Source organism: Acinetobacter sp. NIPH 298 (assembly GCF_000369505.1).
In the GTDB taxonomy this organism is placed as follows: Bacteria; Pseudomonadota; Gammaproteobacteria; order Pseudomonadales; family Moraxellaceae; genus Acinetobacter.
This window is the reverse complement of sequence record NZ_KB850055.1, coordinates 775,716-796,430: the sequence shown is the minus strand read 5'-3', so window position 1 is coordinate 796,430 and position 20,715 is coordinate 775,716. Positions and strand designations below refer to the sequence as shown.

Annotated in this window: 14 protein-coding genes, 1 tRNA gene and 1 pseudogene; 4 read left to right on the top strand and 12 right to left on the bottom strand. The window is 37.7% G+C overall.

Features of this window, described 5'->3' with window-relative positions:
- Window positions 1–202: 202 nt before the first annotated feature.
- The 6 genes and pseudogenes from F903_RS08840 to F903_RS08815 form a co-directional block, all read right to left on the bottom strand.
- Window positions 203–1,122 (bottom strand): annotated as a pseudogene (locus F903_RS08840) (IS5 family transposase).
- A 91-nt stretch (window positions 1,123–1,213) separates the two neighbouring features.
- The gene (locus tag F903_RS08835; RefSeq protein ID WP_005196386.1) at window positions 1,214–5,503 is read right to left on the bottom strand and encodes an NACHT domain-containing protein; all 4,290 of its coding nucleotides are present in this window, start codon (window positions 5,501–5,503) and stop codon (window positions 1,214–1,216) included.
- A 214-nt stretch (window positions 5,504–5,717) separates the two neighbouring features.
- Entirely contained in the window at window positions 5,718–5,903 is a 186-nt protein-coding gene (locus F903_RS08830; protein WP_005196385.1) for a helix-turn-helix transcriptional regulator, read from the bottom strand.
- A 76-nt stretch (window positions 5,904–5,979) separates the two neighbouring features.
- Window positions 5,980–6,882, bottom strand: coding sequence for a recombination directionality factor (locus F903_RS08825; RefSeq protein ID WP_005196384.1), 903 nt, complete (start codon window positions 6,880–6,882; stop codon window positions 5,980–5,982).
- Between the two features lie 171 nt (window positions 6,883–7,053).
- Window positions 7,054–8,181, bottom strand: a complete 1,128-nt coding sequence (locus F903_RS08820; protein ID WP_005196382.1) for a YqaJ viral recombinase family nuclease — start codon at window positions 8,179–8,181, stop codon at window positions 7,054–7,056.
- Between the two features lie 122 nt (window positions 8,182–8,303).
- Window positions 8,304–9,350, bottom strand: a complete 1,047-nt coding sequence (locus tag F903_RS08815; protein WP_005196379.1) for a DUF932 domain-containing protein — start codon at window positions 9,348–9,350, stop codon at window positions 8,304–8,306.
- Window positions 9,351–9,996: 646 nt separating this feature from the next.
- On the opposite strand from F903_RS08815, the gene F903_RS08810 reads away from it, so the two are divergent.
- The 4 genes from F903_RS08810 to F903_RS08795 are packed head-to-tail and all read left to right on the top strand — an operon-like array spanning window position 9,997 to window position 12,632.
- The gene (locus F903_RS08810; protein WP_005196372.1) at window positions 9,997–10,350 is read left to right on the top strand and encodes a hypothetical protein; all 354 of its coding nucleotides are present in this window, start codon (window positions 9,997–9,999) and stop codon (window positions 10,348–10,350) included.
- Window positions 10,351–10,387: 37 nt separating this feature from the next.
- Complete coding sequence (locus F903_RS08805; RefSeq protein WP_005196371.1) at window positions 10,388–11,023, top strand: DUF805 domain-containing protein; 636 nt, start codon at window positions 10,388–10,390, stop codon at window positions 11,021–11,023.
- Window positions 11,024–11,083: 60 nt separating this feature from the next.
- Window positions 11,084–11,830: a hypothetical protein gene (locus F903_RS08800; RefSeq protein WP_005196370.1), complete on the top strand. Its 747-nt coding sequence runs from the start codon at window positions 11,084–11,086 to the stop codon at window positions 11,828–11,830.
- A 58-nt stretch (window positions 11,831–11,888) separates the two neighbouring features.
- Entirely contained in the window at window positions 11,889–12,632 is a 744-nt protein-coding gene (locus F903_RS08795) for a lipoprotein (protein ID WP_005196369.1), read from the top strand.
- A gap of 67 nt (window positions 12,633–12,699) precedes the next feature.
- On the opposite strand, the gene F903_RS08790 is transcribed toward F903_RS08795, so the two are convergent.
- The 6 genes from F903_RS08790 to F903_RS08765 all read right to left on the bottom strand — a co-directional run bounded on the left by F903_RS08790 (window position 12,700) and on the right by F903_RS08765 (window position 20,495).
- On the bottom strand, window positions 12,700–12,972 hold the full coding sequence (locus F903_RS08790; protein WP_005196368.1) for a hypothetical protein: 273 nt from the start codon (window positions 12,970–12,972) through the stop codon (window positions 12,700–12,702).
- Window positions 12,973–13,073: 101 nt separating this feature from the next.
- Complete coding sequence (locus F903_RS08785) at window positions 13,074–13,988, bottom strand: YagK/YfjJ domain-containing protein (protein ID WP_005196367.1); 915 nt, start codon at window positions 13,986–13,988, stop codon at window positions 13,074–13,076.
- A gap of 543 nt (window positions 13,989–14,531) precedes the next feature.
- Complete coding sequence (locus tag F903_RS08780; protein WP_005196366.1) at window positions 14,532–14,759, bottom strand: helix-turn-helix transcriptional regulator; 228 nt, start codon at window positions 14,757–14,759, stop codon at window positions 14,532–14,534.
- 127 nt (window positions 14,760–14,886) lie between these two features.
- Window positions 14,887–17,646, bottom strand: coding sequence for a hypothetical protein (locus F903_RS08775; RefSeq protein WP_034594995.1), 2,760 nt, complete (start codon window positions 17,644–17,646; stop codon window positions 14,887–14,889).
- Between the two features lie 642 nt (window positions 17,647–18,288).
- Window positions 18,289–18,378 (bottom strand) — tRNA-Ser (locus F903_RS08770).
- A gap of 86 nt (window positions 18,379–18,464) precedes the next feature.
- Entirely contained in the window at window positions 18,465–20,495 is a 2,031-nt protein-coding gene (locus F903_RS08765; RefSeq protein WP_005196364.1) for an NADPH-dependent 2,4-dienoyl-CoA reductase, read from the bottom strand.
- Window positions 20,496–20,715: the final 220 nt, after the last annotated feature.

The window sequence follows — 20,715 nt, the reverse complement described above, 5'->3', positions numbered from 1 at the left end:
TTTGTTTTATCAAAGTCTGTTACTATACAATAATGTTACCGTTCAAAGTATAAATTTCTCTATTAAGCACAGTCACTTATAAATAATAAGTAAAAAATAATTTAGTTTTTACACTTATAGTTATTTTTAAACTTTAACGGCTTTGTTGCACAAACCTTTTAAAGGCTGATTTCACCAAGTCCTACCAAATTCAAGGCACAACTTAGGTGTTAGGTCTGCCTAATTCCGTAAATTTATTTAATACTGCCACACGTGCATGAATCTCATTCACTTGACTTTGAAAGTTCCTAGCATTGAGTTTATCGCCCAATAATTTGATGCAATGCATCTTAGTTTCAACCAAACTGCGCCGATGATAGCCAGACCACTTTTTCCAAAGTGACCTACCTAACCGTTTGACTGTTTTCAATAGTTCATTTCTTTCTAAAGATCCCCATTTCTTATCTTTCCATGGCCTTGCATTTTTCTTGGAGGAATTACGGCATGTGCATGACGATCTGAAATCACTTGTCTTCACAATTTCGTGTCATAGGCTCCATCGGTATAGACAGAGTCAATGAGTTCATCAGATGGGATTTGATTTAGCAGATCACCCAAGACTTGTGAATCACTGAAATTATTTGTTGTGAGCTGCACAGCTCGTATTTGCAAGGTTTTAGCATCTATACCAATATGCAGTTTACGCCATTGCCGACGATATTCAGGCTGATGTTTCTTGCGTTTCCATTCGCATTCGCCTAAAAACTTTAAGCCAGTTGAGTCTACCAATAGATGTAGTCCTTCACGACTTTTCTGATAGCTTATCGTAATATCAATATGCTTTTGTCGTCTACAGAGGGTGGAGTAATCTGGTGCTGTCCAATTCAAACCACAGAGTTTAATCAAGCTTTGAGCAAAGCCAGTGACCATACGTAAAGAAAGACGGAATAGAGATTTGATCATTAAACAGCATTGAATCGCTGTATCGGAATAAGTTTGATTTCGTCCATGCTTGCCTTGTGGCTGTGCATACCATTGGGTCTTGGGATCAAACCAGATTGAAATATTTCCTCGCTTGATTAAAGCTTGGTTATACGAGGACCAATTGGTTGTACGGTAGATTTTAGGTGCAGGCTTCTTCATCTGGAAATTATATTGCTGAAGAAACCTTCAAGAATAGCTTTGTGCAACAAAGCCGTTTGTAGATCAAATTTGAGCTAGTAGATTTGAAGAACTATGTAGTTGCAACTAATTTTCTTTTACTTAAATCAATGACGACAACTTTGATAGAATCTATTCCAATCCACTCATGAGCAATACTATACCAATACTCTTGAAGGACTGACTCTAACTCATTCAAGCCAACATTCTTACCACTAATTTCCCACGTCTTATCTGTGTCTTGGGCAACTAATAAAAATATTCCACAACCAGCAGTTGACTCACGTAAATAATCCCCCACTAATTGATTTCTCAGTCTTTCACATAGTTTTTGCCCACTCCAACCTTTATCTAGAATTTTCAATTCAATTGGTACTGGACTGTTTACTGTAGGGTTATCAAACCTAATATCAGTTCGTTGGCTATTTGCTAATTCATTCTCTTGAGAAATTGAATATTTAGATTGTGCTTTTTTTCTTAACTCTCCAGCAATTAGATTTCTCATCTCTGTTTCTTGCTCAACTCTTTGCCAAGTAAGCCAAGGGCTATCATCACCATTTTCGAGCCAATCTCGTAATTCAGTTATTCTGAGCAGAGCTAAAGCAAATAATTCTTTATGTGACTTTGGATTGATACTACCTGATGCTTCAAATTGTAATACTTGCTCAATATTCCAAGGTTCTAAATCACCACATGTCAAGGCAATATTGTGAGCAGTCTTTTCCAACCAAATGCGTCTATTTTCACTTGGATACTCTTTTAATAAATCTTTAATTGCATAATAACTTTCAGCACTAGGAACCTCTTTCAAATATGTAAAAATCAAATCTCTAGCATCTTGTGCATCATCCCTAAGACCAGGTGAATATACTCCTAAATTAGCTCTCTCTATATCATCATCTAGCTTTATATATTTATGCATTAAAGAATATAATTTCTTTAAATACTTAACCTCTTTAAACTTATTATTTCCTGCTTTTCCATTTATTGAATCTCTTTTACCCATCAACTGACAAATAAAAACTTGAGATGCCTGTATAGCATCTTCAATAGCTAATGATTCCAACCAAGTAGTTAAGGATAATATTCCCTCTTCTGGGTCGCAATCTACATAAAGTGCATACCACCATGCCTTATGCTCAGGTAAACTTAATTCGTTAATTTTTTGTTGAGCCAGTAAACTAAAATCTGACTCTTGAATGTCAGAATTTAATAAAATTTGTACTGCATATCTGTAAGTGTCTTTATGAAGTAATTTTGAATTTTCTTTTAACCATTCAAAAATTTTATGTGCTATATCCGTATGTATCCAAGGCGCATGATAAATAAGGTCATGCAAGACATGATTATAGTTTTGGTCAGCTTCAGGATCTGATGATCCTAGTTCCCATACTACCTCTTTGTTTATAGCTTCAACAACTTCATTTGGAAAAACTTTATAAAATTTTTCTAGCCATGACGGAAAACCATTTAACTCCCATGAAAAATACCTTAAGGCATTTGTGATTTCATCTGAATTTAATCTGTTATAAAATTCAGGATCCTTTTTATACTCAAGTTCCAACCCTATTAAACCAAATATTAGATCGCAAGGTGTACTGTGTTTTTTTAAAGCTTCTTCTGAATGCAATTTAGGTTTATAAACTCGCCAAAATTGTATAGCTGAATCACGATAGGCTTGTGCTACTTCTTGTCCAAACTCAGGAGTTAGGTCTTCCCAATTCTGATATCCATAGCGGTCTGTAGATATTCCACCATAATCAAGTTCACGCATCAACCAAAGATGATTGTTTGTTAATTCACCATTTAAAATATGAGGTGAATTCGTAAGTTGCTCAGGATTATTTTTTAATCTTTGAATCCAATCTAATTTTTCTTTTTTTTCTCTTAATTCTTTTTTCTTACGCTTAGCCTTTTGCTTTATTACATCTTCTTCGATTTTTTTTTGCATATCACTTTTTTGAACGGGTACAGGTATTAATAGACTTGTTAACTGATCTATAAGTTGAGAATGGCTTTTACATGCCTCTTGTATTTTGGTTAACATTTCAAATGGTTTATTCTGTTGAGAATACATTATAAATGCTCGATTTAAGCAGACTAACTTATCATCCACACAATCTTTAATATCAATATAACTTAACAATCTATCAAAACTATCATTATTAAACTCCCAAAAGTGCCATAGACATGAAACAACCCAATCATCAGTTAATCTATTCTTTTCTTCTTGGAGTAAATATTGGCGTGCTATTTCAATTGAATTCCAATATAACTTATCATTAAGCTCCGACCATGTAGGTATAATTTCTCTCAGTCTATTCTTTTCATTAAAATCATCAAAATCACCTTGATGCTCTAGAGCTGTAGCATTAATTAGTATTTCTATTATCCTATCCTCAAGTACTAAAGGATTACGCTCTCTAATTAATTTTTCAATAATTTGAAAAGCTATTTTTAAAATCCAAGCATATTCTTTCGATATTTTGTATTCTCTTGTATTAAAAAAAGGTTCTGAAGTTAACAGTTCAGCTATACCAATAAGCAACTCACATCCTAATATAGCGTCAAGATTCTGTACAAATTTCTCTAAGACCGCAGTTAACCCACTATGTTCAAATCTTTTATATAAAGTTGCATTTCTTAAAGACTCTATGAGTAAACTGATAAACTCTTGATCAGGATCAATTTCATCGACAAGTTCTACAATTAACTGTCTATCTAGTTTTTTCCCGCCTTGATTTAAATTAGTCCAAAGATTGACTTTTTGTTCTCGTTCCCCACATGCCATAATTGCGCGAATCGATACTCTCCTAGAGTACATATTTCTTTTAGCATCAAGCGCAATGGATGTAAGTAAAGAAAGACATTTAGTAAACTTTCCTTGCCAGACCATTCGTCCTAAGAAGAAAATAACATCTTCATTATCATAATAAATTTTTATTAGTGATAAAACTTCATCTTCTAAATCAAAATCAGTAATTTTTGCAATAGAGTCATTATCTCTAATTGTTCGATCATCTTGATTCTTTGCAATTCTTTCTACAAACTGTGAAAAAAGCTTTCTACGTACATGTAATGATAAATGTGCAGGGTCACCATTTTCAAAAGCAATTTCTGGTTGGAGTTTCATTACATCTTGACAAATTTTTTCATCCAACAATATTAGCCAAGGAAGTATTGATCGAAGTGAAGTTACTACAATTTTTTCACCAAATTGCTCTCTAAAAAAAAGTCTTTCTGTTGAAAGTCTATCATCCCCACTTAATAAATTTGAAAACCACTGAGCTGCAAGAAACTCTCGAATATCTCTATGTCTAAAACGAACTGCTTCGTATACGATATCATTAAAAATAGCGCAACTTAATAAAGCAAATATTTCTTCATCAGTCCAATCAGGAAGGACTTTAGTAGCATCTAAGTTTTTAGTATTGAGATTGGAGGAGCGTACATTAATACTAGCTTTACGGGTTAATATAACCGCAGCTGCTAGACGTTGGGCTCCTTGGGCAAGTTTATCTGGACTTATATTGATATTACGTCTATTAGAGTCATGTCTATCTGCTAATCTTTGATTAATATTATATTTAATAATTTCTAATCTAGAACCCAATGCCCCCTCATTTCTCCACTTATCAACAATACTTTCTAAATCAAAAGGCCGTTCAGCAAATTCTAGCAGATCATATCTTTCGATTTGATTAAGTAAAACTGGAATATTTTCTACCGATCTAGTTTCACAAAATTTTTTTATATCTTCGACAGTTAAAGGAGAAAGAGTAAAAATTTTAAGTCCACTTTTTAGTTTCTCATTCTTATCGGATTTATATTTTTCCTCCTTGATCCCATAAAACAGTTCCGTATTAAGAATTTCTTCATCACTTTCAAACCCCCAACTATAAGGGCGACTTGAAATATAAATATGACATCTTTGAGTAGCAATCTTTATCTTTTTTGCAAATTTTTTTATAGCTTTATGAAATTGTTTTGGATTTACTAAGCGGGCTTCATCTACTGAGTCTAAAAAGAACCATGCAGGATCTGTAGAGGCTAGCCATTCATTGAATTGATCTTCATCACCAACTTCAAACTCATCGACAAAATCAGTATCAATATCTTCTATTCGAATGAAAAAAGCGTATTTATTATCTGCTTGAATTCTTTTAGCGCACTCTTCAAATTCTTTAGTTTTTCCTGCACCAGCTTCAGCCAAAATCACACATCTATATTCAGTTAACAAATCGTCCCAACTATTTTTTTCTCCGTACTTCATATTTAGTGAATAATCTAAATTAGACACATCAAAATTTTGATCTGACAATACTGGTGAGAATCTACGATTTAATTGAATATAGTTACCCATAATCCATTGATAAAATTATTTAAAGTTCTTCTCAGTATAACCATAATTCCCAAAAAAATGTGAGCCTATCTATTCTGGAATTTATTTTCCAATCTTTGTGATTGAACTCTAATTTATATTTTTATCAAAAAAATAATTCAATTGAAAAAAATAGGGAGCAGAAGCTCTCCTACTCACGATTAGCTAACTTAGCTTCAATCCATTGATGAATTTCCTAAGCTGACCTAGCAATACGTTTTTGCGAGATCGTGATTTTCTTAGGAAACGTTGGATCATAGTAAGGCGAGTTTTCATCCATCATTTCATATATCGTCGAATGACTTACACCTGTAAACTCTATAACGTTTTTAATACTAATAAGTTGATTCCTCTGAAAAGTTTGACCTGTGAACGCATTCATGATGTTTTTCTCCTAATCAATGAAGCGAGCGCATTTCGCTCAAACAATAGGTCAATTCCGTAAGAAATTATTTTTACTAGTTCAAAGCCTGCACTGACTGCTGTAACCCTTTCTGGATATCCTGAACATGGCTCAGGTCATGCATTTGCTGATGTTGCTCTGGTTTTGGTTCATCTGCATAAAACTCTTCAACAATATCCAACCCCTCTTCACCTCCCACTTCAAAACTGGCATTGCCATAACCCTGCCGTGCCACATGATCTAACGCCTCCTGATAAAACCCTGCTGCCTTGCTTTGTTCATCCATCTGTTTAGCTGAAGCAATGGCTTCACTTAAGTTCACTCCATCACGTAAGGTCAAGTCCACGTAATAGATTGGGGTACGATAACTTTGTGTAGTGCTTTTACCTCTTAAAGTCAGTTGCAATGGCAAGCATGAAAGCAAATCACCTGAAGCTGCATGGTAATAACTTAGCCGTGCTACCAGTGTCCGAATACTGTTAAAGCCTGTGGTTCTAAAGATGAATGTGCCAAATTCATCCGATTCATCCAAATTCACATAGAGTCTGCCATAGGGTTTGCACAGCCCACCTTGTGCCAGTGGACATAAGTCAGGCGATGGACATGGATGTTGTTCAATGCCGTTTTGTCCCAATCGCTGACAAGTTTCTCCATTACCTGAGCAGATCAAGCGTCCAGTCTGACGATCAAATAGGCTGTACTCTGCCCGTAGATTTAGCTCAGGATCGTTAAAGATCATACGGACTGGAATGCTTCTCAATTTTTGGTTTTGATTCGGTGCTTTAGCACGTAGTTGTTCATCCAGTGGATGTTTGACCCAACCATCCTTATTTTGGATTTGGCTAGTAATAGTAAATTGGTCATCCTTTTCAGGCAGTCGTTTACCGTTCTTTTCTACGATCTTGCCGATACTGATACGACCTAACACAGGTGGGGTAATAGCTAAACCTTTAATCATAGGTATGTCCTCTCGTATTTTCTTACTGATTCACTGCTTTATGTGAAACATTGGAAATATTGAATAAATAGATGTGATCGATCAGCAAAAGCCCGTCCATATTGTTCTTCCCTCGGGAAGAACAGGGGCGGCTTTTGTCGTTTTTGAATTTGGAGGAACTCTTAGGTCACGTTATCCACCATTCAGATAAATTTGAAATCTTCGTGTTCCTACTTTGGTTTGTGGAAACTGCTGTAGATATTCAGGATGCTGTTTAAGAAGAGATTTGCTGTCTAGGCTGATTGAGTCTTGTGATTTCTTCCAAGTGACAGAACCACCTGTAAATACCGCTCGCTCTGCATCTTTCATCATCATTTGTAATTGATGTTTCAGTTCATCAAAATACTGTTGATGTTGTTCAACCTTATGCCGCTCCTCTAACAACTGGTTAAATAGATAGTTAGCTTGTTCATTTTGGCTGAGGTCTTCTACTGATAATGGAATTTGCTCAGGGTAGAGTTGCTGCAAGGCTTTGGCTGCTGAATCAGAAGCATCGACACTGGGTGGAATACCCGACTCAACACATTGCCAAAAGTGACGTTCGGCATTAATGATGTGCTGAATTACAGTTTCGTTGCGTGTGACCTTAAATATCTTGCTTTCATGTCCACAGATCAAGACACAAATATGTGCTGCTTGTTTGCCTGTCACGGCTAACTGATGTTGTACCTGACACAGCACATATAAAGGCACACCGTCTCGCCATAACTTTGCACCATATTCACCTACGGTTTTACACTCTAAAATCTGAACTTCGTCATTGCACACCACGGCATAATCCAAATTCGCCAACATAAAGTGTTTATCTACATCAGGATGTTGTAGCACAGCATTGACTCGACGCACCTTATTGTTGGTGTGCATGCTGTAATATTCAGCGACCAATGGTTCAAGTTGTTTGCCCCAGTACAAAGGTGCATAGCCTGCGCTTTCATCTTCGATGTTTTGTTGCATCCGTCCTGTTTTAATCATCCACAGTTCCAACATACTCATGTAAGGATTGAGCCCACAAGCGGTTGCTGCATCACTGCTGCCAATGCCCTGTTTTCTGACTTCTAACCATTGTTGGTAATTCAACTGTTTGGTGTTGGCTAGGCGTTTGGCTGTGGGCGATTTGGTTTTGCGTGGCTGTGTGTTCGGTCGCTCTCGCTTGGTTCTGGTTCCCACTTCAACCTGCTGATTGGGTTGATTGAGGTTAGGTAAATAATGTTGTAGCGGCGGATTGTTCAAAGTGTTTTGAATCTGGATATTCGAGTTCATGATTATTCCTGCATTAATATAAAAGTCGGGTAAAAATGGAATTGGCGGCATAAAAAAGCTGCATCCAAAGATGCAGCTCAGTAAAATTCAATTAGGGTTATGTTCTGCTTAGGCTAAATCATTTAAGCAGCAAGTCTAAGGGCTTGTTCTAAAGCTCTCTGCTTAATGGCTGCACCTGCGCCAAACCAAGCTGAATCCAAACGATGATCGGTACTCATGGCTCTTCGTTCGTGATCGACAAACTCCGTCATCGAGCAGAGCAATCCATAAGCCGTATCCTTAGCAGAACTGAGTTCGGCCCCTCGCCCATGTCCGTTAAACATGGTCATGACTTTAGACATAGCTCGTCCGTTTGGTTCAGTTTTATTGTCGGCTTTGGCAGAGTTATTTTGTGAAATTGCAGCATTACGGTAGAACTGAATAATACTTTCATCCTGTTCAGCCATACTCAAGTTGGTGTTGTTAAATACTGCATCGAAGTAGGCAGCAGCGTCCTGTTGAGTGACTTTACGCTGACTGAGTTGCTTCATTTCATACATGTGTTCATCCCATGCACGGACTGAAATACCAAGTTGATGTTTGACTTTATCTGCATCGAACTTGGTACTGTGAGGCACTTTCACTACTCCTGAATTGCTTTGTTGACCACGTAGAGCGATTGCCAAGGTGTTGTTACAGACCACGCGAATACTGGTAAATTGTGCAGTAGTGGCAAGTGTTCCATCACAAGCGGTTGCCAATAAAATGTAGCCATTGCTGACATCCTTGCCTTTTAAACTAGAACTTTGTCCAGTTTTAGCCAAAGCCCAGAATTTCTTTCCACCTTTAAGTACCCCTGCCGTTTCCAGTTCAAAGCCTGATTGTTCAGTCAGGTCACGATAGAAATGTAAAATCTCCATCGGCTGAACCTCTTGAAAGCGTTGACTCACCACGGATAAAGGTGCATGAGTATCAGAACGGTATAGAACGCGCTGTTCTTCAAAAGGCATGATGATGCTTTGTCCACGTTCATTCTGTGCCATGTAACTTACATTGGAGGATTCGATCCGCCAATCCATGCCTGCCTGTTGTGCCCAAACCTCAATCGGTTGGTTCTGTGCGAGTGAATTACCTAAGCCATGCCACGGGGTTTCGCCAACATACGCCATTTGTTCAAGTTGATGTGCCATAAAGTTTTCCTTATTAAAGTCGATGCTGAATTACTTCAAATTCAGATTTTGTGCATAAAAAAAGCCTGCTGGGGCAGCAGGCCAAAATGAGAAGTCATTAAAATGCGTGTGAATGCATTGATTCACTTAGATGGTATATATCTGAAATTTATTTAAATACTTTTGACTCATCATTTAATTTTTCTGAATCAGTAAATTGACGTGACCTTATTCACAGATTATCATTCACGTGCTGGCCTAAATTGCCAGTCGGTTTTAGCAGACCGTTCTACAAAAGGCGCACAACAAACGCTATATTGGTTTTTGTGCGTTCTCTTAAGTCACGCCTTTATGGTGAGGCTAGGAGGGGCACGCTTGCGTGCGCTGGTTCCCTTTTGTACCAGTCTGCTAACCCTTTTAGTCTTGCCACCATTATTTAGCAGTAAGTTGGTAGGACTCTTTCTAAATCAAAAGGAGTCAATCATGACTAATCTGCATTCTTATTCTTGGGCATCTGCCCGATCCTTCGTCGATAAAATTCAAATTACTAAATCATTGAGCTATAAAGTTTTTAGCATTAAACCCCTCAATTTATAACAAGGCTTTTGTACATAACAATTTCAGCTTTTTAAAACTGCCTGTTCCATCAGGTGGGAGTCATTACGCCATGAAAAAAATATTCGGCATCCTGTGCATGCTTTGGGGTTTGTCTGCCTGTGGTTTGAATGAATCTACCCCGATTAGCGTCAACATCAACCTAGAAGAAAACCCAGCCTATCAATATCAGGGTGAATATGCCGCTCTCTATTACAACTATATCCACATTCAGTCCACCGTGGATCAGGTCCGTATTAACAGGGTTTCAATCAATCGTGGCAATTGCCCTATTTCTTTTGGGGTCTATCAGAATCCTAACCTTAAGTTTGGGCAAGTAATGAAAGCTGTCTTAGGTTGTGACATGGAGCAAGTTCGAGAAGTCACGGTAGATACCGATCAGGGTGAATTCACTTTTAACTTCTAGATATTTCTTCAAGACTAAGCAGAATAAGGAAACAACAATGAAAGGCAAAATTTTAGATTTTACGATCCAAACCAATACAGGAATTATCATTGGCGAAGATCAGAAACGTTACAACTTTGCAGGCAGTGAGTGGAAAGAACAACAAGCACCTGTCCGTGGTAATGAGGTTGATTTTGAAGTAAATACAGAAGGACAAGCCATAGGTGTCTATCTTGAGTTCATGACAACGCCTGCAATCATTCCACAAACAAAAACACCTGTACCCTCTCCGACTTTTGCAAATGGCAATCAACATGATTCAGTAAAAGAAACAACCAATAAGGTTGAAATTATTCTTACAAACTATCAACAGGCCATTTTCACCTGCTTTAAGAAATTTGCAGATTTTAAAGGTCGAGCAAGACGTAGTGAGTTTTGGTACTTCGAGCTGTTTTGTGTGGTAATGAGTCTGGCCTTTAGCTTTATAAGTGAAGATGCGGCAACCATCGCTATGCTGGTCACATTAATTCCTAACATAGCCGTTAGCGTGAGACGACTACATGATATTGATCGTTCAGGCTGGTGGATGTTAATCGCCCTTGTACCAATCGTAGGAATTCTTTTGCTTCTGTTCTGGGCCACACAAGAAGGGAATCCATCAACAAACATGTATGGTGAATCACCCAAAGCCTAATCAATAAAATCTTTTCACGACATATTAATAACAATCAGCACATCCTTACCTGAGAAACAGATGGATGTGCAAGTTTTAGGTATCAACATGAATAAAAAAATCATCGTCACCCTACTTGTGGGTTGTTTAATGCAAGCATGTTCTAAAAATGAATCTTCAGATACAACTAAAACCGAAGCGGTTAATGCCAATACATCTGATTCACAACAGTTCATTGATCAGGGCAAAAGTGACATTGCAACCTATGGTAAAGGAACCCTACAATATCTGCTTGATCAAAAATATCCTGATCGCTATACCGCGTTTACAGTCGATAATGTCAGATTTCTGCGTCAGCAATCTGAAGACCTTTTTCTTTACACATGGAATATACGCTTCTTAGACAATCACGTAGATGATGTGTATGGCTGTGATAACCAACAACTCTCATGGAATAAGCAAAGCTCCAATATTGAATCCACACTAAATGAAGTTTGCTTTAATATCATTGAGCGTGACAATAATTCAGAAAACCCAAACAATACCCCTTCTACAATACCAACAACTGCTCCAGTCAAAATTGCCTTAGAGCAAAATCCGCTTCACTCATTCATATCAATGATCAAGGTTCAATCACTTGTTGATGACGTATCCATTTCAAATGTTACAGTCAATCGTGGCAACTGCCCTTTAATACAAAAAATAAATACTCCGATACGGCTTGGTTTTGGACAAATGATGTCAGTGGATACAAGCAACTGTGGTAGAAACAAAATTATTGAAGTGGTTGTATCTACCAATCAAGGAGACTGGAAGTTTGGATCATAACGATTAGGTCTAAAAAACTTAAATGTCCCTGACATCTCCATATCCATAGAGAAAAATCATGAAGAAATTCACTTACACCATTTCCCTAGCCATATTGTTGGCTGGCTGCAATGAAGTCAACCATGCCAAATTAAGTTATCAGGCAAAAGAATGCTTTGCAGATAACTCTGTCAGTTGTAACGATATCCGTGTTCAAAAGGCTATTGTGGCAACAAAACTTTTTAGAAAACAATTAATTGAAGAGAAACAAAGGGCTGTAACTGAAATCGGAAAGGAAGGATACCAAGAACTTCTGCTTCTGGTTGATCAGAAAATTGAATATCTTAAAAAGCAGCGCCCTAACCTTTATTTACGGTGGTTTCAGAGAGATTCCAGATATTATAAAGATGTCGATTTTGGGGACCACATTGATGTTGAAATTGAAAAACTGATTGATGCCAAAGATACAACGCGATTACCAATACCTAATCCAGCAGAACTAATTCAGGATGGTGAACCCATTCGCGTAGCATCGGAACAAAACCAGACAGAACATTTTTCTGAGGAGTATCGACATAGTTATACTTTCACGGTAGTGGAACCAGTTTTGACAGGAGATTATGATTTACTTTTGAATACCCAAACAGGCCCTGTCAAGTTCGATCTACATTACACTTCTGTTGCACAGAACTTCATCCTTGAAAAATTAAAAAAAGGAGACTGTATTCATTTTAGTGCCAAAGAAACGCCTGTGATGAATGTCGAACATCAATTGTATTTTGAAACATACATTACTGACCCACAAATTGTACAATGTAATTAGTCCCATTAAGACCATAGCCTTGATTAAAGGCGTAGGGAGGTATTACCTCCCTATTGTTTATTCTTCCTCAATAAAAAGAATATCCGCAATGCTGGCATTGAAAGCAAGATGGTACAGTTTGAGTTGGAGCTGAACCAAATACTGAACCTAAAAAACCACCGACTACGGCTCCTGCAATTCCTCCAATGAGAGGAGACACAGGCAAAGTTTTAGATAATGCCGCCCCCATCGTGGCAAATGATGCTGACGATACCAGACTCTGGTTGCCAGCCTGTGAACCGCTATTTTGTACAACACGAATCACATGCTCTGAATGGCAATATGGACAATTGATTTGCATAAGGTATACCTCTGGAATAAGAAAAGGCCTAACGCTACGCTAAGCCAATAAAGAGAAGATGTTTCTCATCTAGATGGTATGTATTTAAGATTATTTCTAAACTAAGCACGCTCTCGATAGCGACGGTCACTACGATGATATCTACTCATGCCAAAGGTACGCATTCTAAGCGGCTTAACCCGTAAGTACTGATTGTCCTTTTCAGGATTCACCAAGTAGGAAGATACATTCTTCGCATTCTCAACCTCTTTCTGGTCATTTCGATGAATCATCCCAACACCCAGTTTACCGAACTTTTTGAATTGCTCTTTATGCTCCGTGCTATTGCAATTAAAGCCATAGCCATCTTGATTCGTTATCTGTTTCCAGCGCTCGATTGCCTCATTGCCATAGTAGTAATCTTGTTTTTTCAACGCACCGTTGTAAATCAACAAGAGATGGCAATGGTAGCCCTTTTCCTCCCCTTGCTCTAATGCCCAAGCATAGCCCTCTAGATCACTAAAACACCTGTCACCATCCTGAATATATCTAATCAGTTTTTGAACATCGTCTCTAAATAGGCGAATATCGATGTCAGCATGCTTTTCTTTCACATAGGCCAAATCAACCCTTACGAATAAGAGCTTGCTATAGTGGCGGGTTAAATTATCAATCTGCTTGAGTAACTGTTCACGGTTTCGTTCTTCAGCGTGATAGAAATCTTTTCTTTCAATCTCTCGCTGTCTTATGAACGTACAGAAAATATTCTGAATGTCATTAAACTCCATCTCATAGAGCTGTTTATAATCAACTTTTCCATTAATGGTGTTTTGCTTCTTTAGCTCAAGAATGGCTTGAAAATAGGCTGAGTACCAAAGGTTATCGTCGTATGCAAAATCTATTTCATGAATAAGGAATTCTAGCTCTTGCCTAAAGCGTTCCCATCCTATATTGCCAGAGTAATCAATGGTTTGTTCAACAAAAGCTTCTATGTCAATTAATAGTTTTGAGTGATTGCAAGTTGGGTAGTTTGCCATGGTTAAATCTCCTATGTGGTATGACGCTACATAAGAGAGGTGAAATATGTTTTGTATTACGGGTAAATCATTTTTAGCTAAGTGTGTTTGACGTTGTTAGTATCTTTAGGTAATTATGTTTCTTCAGAATGCTTATATGCTATGTAATACAATTATTTAAGATACTAGCTAGTGGTATTGGTAGAAGGTTTACTATTACTCCATAAGTGCAGAATAGAACTGTTCATGTTATAAACTTAATAAAGCATACATGTATGAACTCTATTAATTGAATATGTTATAAAGATCATTAAGTGAATGAACTATAAACATAATAATATTAATAACCTACTAAGCAAACACACATGAACCAAATATAAGAATAGGCTTTTAATCAGCATCTCATATCTTCAACTATAATATATTCCCATAGGCACAGCGAAGTATTTGCTGCAAATCATGTTATCAAACTATCCCCCTTAGCAAGATTGAAGCGGAAGTTATCTCCAATCCCAAAAACATATAAATAGCATCAAGGGAGCCAAAGCTCCCATATACACGCATTCAACGGTTATTCAACTTGCTCTCAATCCACTGATGCACTTCTAAAGCTGACCAACCAACCCGACCTGTGGTTAAATGCACTGGCTTTGGAAACGTAGGGTCATAACACTTCATTTTAGCGTTTATGAGCTTGTATATTGTGGCACGGCTAATACCTGTAAAGAACACCACTTGCTTTAGACTGATAATCTGATGCATGGTAAAAGTTTCACCAACAAATGTATTCATTCTGAACTCTCCTCAATGATTAGACTGAGCTGATTTCGCTCGAATAATCAGGGAGTTCTGTAAATTAATATCAAAATTGCATTTTCAGGCCCGATACTACTTTTCTTCTTCATTTATTACCATAAAGTTACAATTCAAAATCTCTTATCCCATCAATAATCTTTTGAATGTGTTTAGATCTCACTTCCTCCATGGAAACTACTTCCAACTCGTTATTAACATGATCATCGTCGATTCTCTCAGCTTCCTCGATTTTTGGCTGGGCTGAAATATCTGCCTGTTTAGGTTTTGATTGTTTGGATTTATCTGAAACTATATGCCCTTTCAAAAACTGATCCATATTTTTACTACGATCGCTTTCTTCGCTCGGGTTAAGATTTTCTAGCATGTCAAATTTCCATTTACACAATAGTCCATGTCCCGAATAGAAATCAGCAAGCTCAGATTTGAAAGATCGTAATTTTTTACTGTCATGATGCTTAATGTGTATCAAATTTGATGATTTAGGTAGTGATGAAATAATAGCACTTTGACTAATTCTGAGATTTTCATTTCTAAAAAGGTTTAAGTAGTCTGGTCTAGTTTCTGTTGATGCCTTTTTATTTTTAGAAATCTTTCGCTCTTTTATAGAAATGTAGTCCCTCCAGTACCCGATTACTTTTGCACTAGATTGCTCAATACATTCTTTATTTTTCTGTTCATCATAATCGGACAAGGTCTGGGCACTAAAAATCAATGTAATATCAGCAGTCAAAGTACTGCCTATAAACATGCGTGTACCAACATAAGCAACTAGACTCTCACCACTTATTTTTCTGGTACGCTTCAGATTTTTTAAAAAGTCCGTGAGCAAAGCATTAAATGCAGTAATGTTGTCCTCTGTAGTAAACGCTATATTCGGTTGATAGGAAAACTCCAATCGAAAAGCGAACACATCTTGCGTGATTACTTTATTTAAATAGTCCTTTGCTTTAGCTTGATTGCGTTTGACACTGACAGCTTCCTGTTTTTCAATATCAAATAAGGATGGTCCTCCTTTTAAATCACCAACTTGGTAATTCTCCAAATTTTTAAAACGGCCTAGGCAAGATTTTAAATCAACTATTCCATGCCTATCGATTTGAAAACCCGATGGATTCTCTTTAAACAGTTGTAGAAAAAGTCTTACTCGCCATCCAACAAAAGCTAGGTCTACTATTTGTTCTTTTAAGCTAAGATCAAATTGCGATAACTGTTGACCAATCACCAAATACTGCTTTGATTGCTGTGATAAACATTTCAAGGGCGATTTTTCAATCTGACTTTGTGGCAAATATTCTTCAATCAATGCCTGAACTGGGTTGTGCTGGATCAACCGCATGAAATGCTCGATAGACACTAATAACTTTAGAACATTATCTTTCTCCCTATAATCTACTGGTAACCTATCTTTGTATTGTAAATAAAGTAATGCCAACAACTTTAAGTCGTCTTTGGCCTGTTTAGGTAAGTTATTGTTTTTCCATATCTGCTTACTTTCAGCACTGAAGTCCAAATCAATAAAATCATGAATCCATTTAATGTCCGTTTTGGTCTGATGTCGCCGATGACTGTTACTCTGATTATTAACAGAAGGTCTTTCATTTACGTTAAGTAAAACAGAATGTTCACGATGCCAATCCACATAAAGACTATCAGCTAACTGTTCTAGATTAGGTTTAAGGACAGAATCAACACGATACAAGTAGCCAAGCATCCAATATTCAAATGCCTGTCTTTCTGACTTAGAACGTGCCTTAATGACATCTTTGTATCTAGTATCCAATGAATGAAACAAACATCCCAAATCTTGTATACCAACTTTAAATGACTGAGTTCTCAAATCAGAATCACCAGCCATCTGTGATTCTAATTCTCGTTGGATACTAGCTCGCACCCTTCCTATATCCAAAGGATCATGGCCTTTAAACAAGAGTACCCATTGCAAAACAAGGCTTGAATTGGTTCCCATCTCAATACGGGAATACTCAGCAAGTAACCCATACCTTTCTACCAATAGGCGAAAACAACCTAGTAATTCGATTCGCTTTCTATTCAAAGCATACCTCTTCTCCTTAATTGTAGTCTCTTGTGGCGTCAAGGTGATCTCGAAACACATCACACGTAAAGACTCATGTCTTGCTAGAAGCTCGTTAAATTGTCTTAGACCTTCATCAAATTGCTTATAAACAGCCTGACTTTGTCCTCCGGTAAGAGGTGCTACTGCTACGGGATCAGTCTTTTTAATATTTTCCGATTCAGCAAGTTTTTGTTGTTGGTTTATTTCATCTAACTCTGACTGATTTTCCACCGCAGATTCCACAGTCAAAGTAGTTGGTTCAGTCTGCCCTACATGTAATCCACCCAAATACGTCTCGAAGAAATCAAAAATAGCTTCGTGGGGAAATGTTTCAATTTGCCACTCACCTCCCTTTTTCCAAAAAGGGGAATCAGGGTAACGCTTCAGGTAAGTGATATAGGCTTGTACATTCTTACTAAAAAAGTACGTTGACTGTCCATATTCAATTAGGTGACGTTCAGCACGTAACTCTTCATAAAACTTTATAACCTGACTTAATGTTTTCTGATCAGCATTTTTTTGGGCAACCAAAAATTCATCCCGCGTAGGATAGGCTCTGTTATAAACCAAACCAAGCTGACGTTCTAGATTTTCCAATAAACATATTGTTTCGTAAAAGATGCCCTCAGAAACCTCTTTGCCAAGATCTTTATAGCTTGACCATCTAGGGTCGTATCTTTTTTTCAAGAGACGGAAAAGATCTTCGTTGCGAATCAAATTCACACCTGAATCGTAACTCACAGGTTGATTATCAGCATGTTTTGGCCTGTCAGTATGCACATCATTCACCTATTCATTCAATACAATTAACTCATCTGTAAAATAAAACATGCTAGTCTTTAACAAGACTATGCATAAAGACCTACTATAATCCTAAAAGCATCGTATTTAAAAGCCTTTAGGCTTATGGCTACTATAAATAAAGATTAAAATTCCAATAAATTAACAAATCAAGTCCAATATATGAAAGATATTATTCCAACTATAGAATTGTGGTTTCACGGAAATAAATTTTAATGACAGGCCTGCTGCACTAACACAGCTTCTAGCAAGTATGAGATGCAACAATGCCTTTTATAGATTGTGTAAGTAATAGGTCAAGATGAGTAGAAAAATGAAAGTGTGAATCAACGACGTGACTTTTTGAAATTCGCTCAGCACTAGAGGAATTTAGATCTGCAATACAAATTTTATCCAAACATGGATTTAAAGATGTTACCTAACCCACTTAAGAAAAGGGCAATAAGAAGAGAGTTTGACATAGGAACAAGAGTTTAAGATCACGCTCTGAATAGCGTGCCCATTTCTATATTAGTCTAATAAGGTATCAAGAAGGGTTAATGCATCTACATTTTGATGTGGGGTATATTGAGGGGTAAGAGCATAGACAAAAAATAAGCCCTTGTAAAAACAAGGGCTTATTTAGATATTTGGCGGAAGCGGTGAGATTCGAACTCACGGAGGACTCACACCCTCGTCGGTTTTCAAGACCGGTGCATTAAACCGCTCTGCCACGCTTCCATGTGCGTAAGAATACAAAGCTTGTTTGCTTTATTCAAGGAATATTTAACTGCAATGTATTCAAATGCATATTGTTTCATCAATTGTTAAAGTCGAGCAGCCAACTCTGCGCCATCACGAATCGCACGCTTGGCATCAAGTTCAGCAGCTAACTTAGCGCCACCGATGATATGATAGTTTGCAAAAGTCTGTTCACCCTCTTTAGGCATTAAATCTTTTACCGACTCTTGCCCAGCACAAACCACAATCGTATCAACACGTAATAGCTGATCATGTCCGTTATGCTCAACCCATAAACCTTCATCCGTTACCGCTTTATATTGCACGCCACGAAGCATGCGCACAGCATGTTTTTTCAATTGTGCACGGTGTACCCAACCTGAGGTTTTGCCTAAGCCAATACCAAGGGGGGTCGTCTTACGTTGCAATAAAAAGATTTGACGTACAGGCATCTCAACTTCTGGACGCTGCATTCCCCCTTCAGAAATATAATTCGGGTTTGGATCAACACCCCATTCACGCTGCCAATCAGCAAGTGGTTGTGGCTGAGGTTGATGTGCTGGTTTTAATAAAAACTCCGATACGTCAAAACCGATCCCCCCCGCACCAATCACTGCGACTTTATGACCAACTTCTGCCCCTCTTAATACTTCCGCATAAGATAAAACTTGTGGAGCGCTACTACCTTGGATTTTTAAAGCGCGAGGAACAACACCCGTTGCCACAATCACTTCATCAAAACCTTCACGCTCAAGTTGTTCACGACTGACTTGGCTATTCAAACGTAAATCAACACCTGTTTGTTTGAGCTGTACTTTAAAATAACGAATGGTTTCGTGAAACTCTTCCTTACCCGGAACAACTTTGGCCAAATTAAACTGACCACCGACATCGTTACTTGCTTCAAACAAAGTCACAGCATGTCCACGACTTGCCGCAACAGTTGCCGCTGACATCCCCGCAACACCACCGCCAACAACTGCGATACGTTTTGGTTTTTGCGTTTTGATATAGACCAACTCTGTTTCAAAAGCGGCACGAGGATTAACTAAACAAGTTGCACGTTGATTTTTAAAAGTATGATCTAAACATGCTTGGTTGCATGCAATACAGGTATTAATTTCATCAACACGATTGGTCGCGGTTTTATTGACCCAATACGCATCCGCTAAAAATGGACGTGCCATTTGTACCATATCGGCTTTACCAGAAGCGATAATATCTTCTGCGACATCAGGCATATTAATACGGTTTGATGCAATCACAGGAATAGAAACATGCTGTTTAACAAATGCGGTATAGTCCACAAATGCGGCACGAGGAACTGAAGTCACAATGGTCGGAATACGTGCTTCATGCCAACCAATCCCCGTATTTAATAACGTAACGCCAGCTTTCTCTAATGCTTTCGCAACCAGAATAACCTCTTGCATAGTATTACCGTCATGCACTAAATCCAGTAGAGAAAGACGGAAAGCAATAATGAATTTTTCGCCAACTTTTGCACGAATTGATTTAACAATTTCCACTGCAAAACGCATGCGATTTTCAATATCACCACCCCAACGATCAGTACGTTGGTTGACATGACGACTTAAAAATTGATTCAGTAAATATCCTTCCGAACCCATAATTTCAACGCCATCATAGCCTGCTTTCTTCGCTAAACTGGCACAACGCGCATAATCATCAATGGTATCTAAAATATTTTTATTGCTCATTCCACGCGGTTTAAACGGTGAAATGGGTGATTTCACAGAACTTGAAGACACCACAAATGGCTGATAACCATAACGACCCGAATGCAAAATTTGCATTAAAATTTTAGCACCATGCTTATGTACGGCATGCGTGACCAGACGATGATGCGGAATATCAACCAAACTGTTCATCGTACCACCAGCAGGTAACAACCAACCTTGACGGTTTGGAGAAATACCACCTGTGATGATTAAGCCAACACCACCCTTCGCTCTTTCTTCAAAATAAGCAGCAAGTTTAGGGTAATTAAAGAAACGATCTTCCAAACCTGTGTGCATAGAGCCCATCACCACACGGTTCTTAATGGTGGTAAAGCCTAAATGTAATGGTTTTAAAATATTTGCATAGCTAGTCATGGTATTCCTTCTCTATTTTTTGGCTTTGCAACTTGTTGCATAGTACTTTAATACTTTTTTGGCATTTTGGGATGACTCTTTTTCATATTTTCGGTGTTGAAAGTGTCAATTTTGCACGAGGATCTCAACAATTTTTATTTAAATAACAAAACAGAATAATGACTTACAAATAGACTTCTTTCATAAATACCTTTTTGATTATCGCTATGGGAGAAACATA